Annotated in this window: 1 protein-coding gene; it reads left to right on the forward strand. The window is 63.1% G+C overall.

Annotation, left to right across the window (positions count from 1 at the left end):
• Positions 1-167: 167 nt before the first annotated feature.
• Positions 168-1,286 (forward strand): ISAs1-like element ISTha1 family transposase, encoded by a 1,119-nt coding sequence (locus C665_RS19585; protein ID WP_004265615.1) that lies wholly within the window; start codon positions 168-170, stop codon positions 1,284-1,286.
• Positions 1,287-1,304 lie beyond the last annotated feature (18 nt).

The raw sequence follows: 1,304 nt of genomic DNA on the forward strand, positions 1-1,304 counted from the left end.
CCCCAGGGTCTCCGCACTCGGAATGCATTTTTCCTGATCGCATAGCCACCTGAAAATCTTCGTTCACATTCAACACCTTATGCAGCCATCTTGTGGACCCTTCGAAAATCACGTCTACTCTCGCCTTTTGGGCGAAGAGCGTGAGTGCGACGCAAAGGGGTTCCCTGATGAGCTATCTGGACGAAATCGATGATCCGCGCAAGCCGAGCAACGGCACCTTGCACGACTTCCGGGAGATCCTGGTGATCCTGATCGCCGCTGTGCTCTCGGACTGCGACACGGTCGAGGACATCACCTTCTGGGCGCGCACCAAGGAGGCGTGGCTGCGCCGCTTCCTCGTGCTCAAGAACGGCATCCCGTCCGAAGAGACGTTCCTGCGGATCCTGCGTGCGCTCGATCCGAAGCAGTTCGAGAACATGTTCCGGCGCTGGGTGGGCGGCGTGGTCGGTGCGCTCAGCGACGATGCGGGCCTCGCCGGCACGATCGCAATTGACGGCAAGACCGTGCGCGGCTCGGGCAGCGGCGGCGAGAGCGCGATCCACATGGTCAGCGCCTTCGCCACCGAGTTGGGACTGGTGCTCGGCCAGGAGAAGGTCGCCGCCAAGAGCAACGAGATCACCGCGATTCCGGAGTTGCTGGAGGCGCTCTCGATCAAGGGGCTGCTGGTCACGATCGACGCCATGGGCTGCCAGAAAAGCATTGCCAAACAGATCGTTGCGAAGAAAGGCGACTACCTGCTGATGGTCAAGGGCAACCAGCCCAAGCTGCTCGAAGCGATCGAGACCGCCTTCATCGATCAGCACGGCGTCGAGTCGGTCGACCGCAGTTCGCTGGTCGAGCGCGGCCACGGCCGCACCGTCGGGCAGATCGCCTCGGTGCTCTCGGCCAAGGGCATCGTCGATCTGGCCGACTGGCCCAAGTGCGTGACGATCGGGCGCATCGACTCGATGCGGGTGGTCGGCGACAAGCAATCCGATCTCGAGCGGCGTTACTACATCAGTTCGCGCGCACTGAGCGCCGAGCAACTGGCCGCAGCGATACGTGCGCATTGGGGTGTGGAGAACCGGCTTCATTGGATCCTCGATGTCAGCTTCAGCGAGGACGCCAGCACGGTGGCCAAGGACAACGCGCCGCAGAACCTTTCGCTGCTGCGCAAGATCGCGCTCAACATCATCCGTGCCGACAAGACCGACACGCGCAAGAGCAGCCTTCGGCTCAAGCGCAAGGGGGCGGCGTGGGATGACGGGGTGCGGGAGCGCATGCTGGGGATCCGGGCGATATGCTAGGCGAGTGCGGAGGCCCTG

Origin of the sequence: Thauera aminoaromatica S2 (genome assembly GCF_000310185.1) — a bacterium.
GTDB classification, from domain to species: Bacteria; Pseudomonadota; Gammaproteobacteria; order Burkholderiales; family Rhodocyclaceae; genus Thauera; species Thauera aminoaromatica.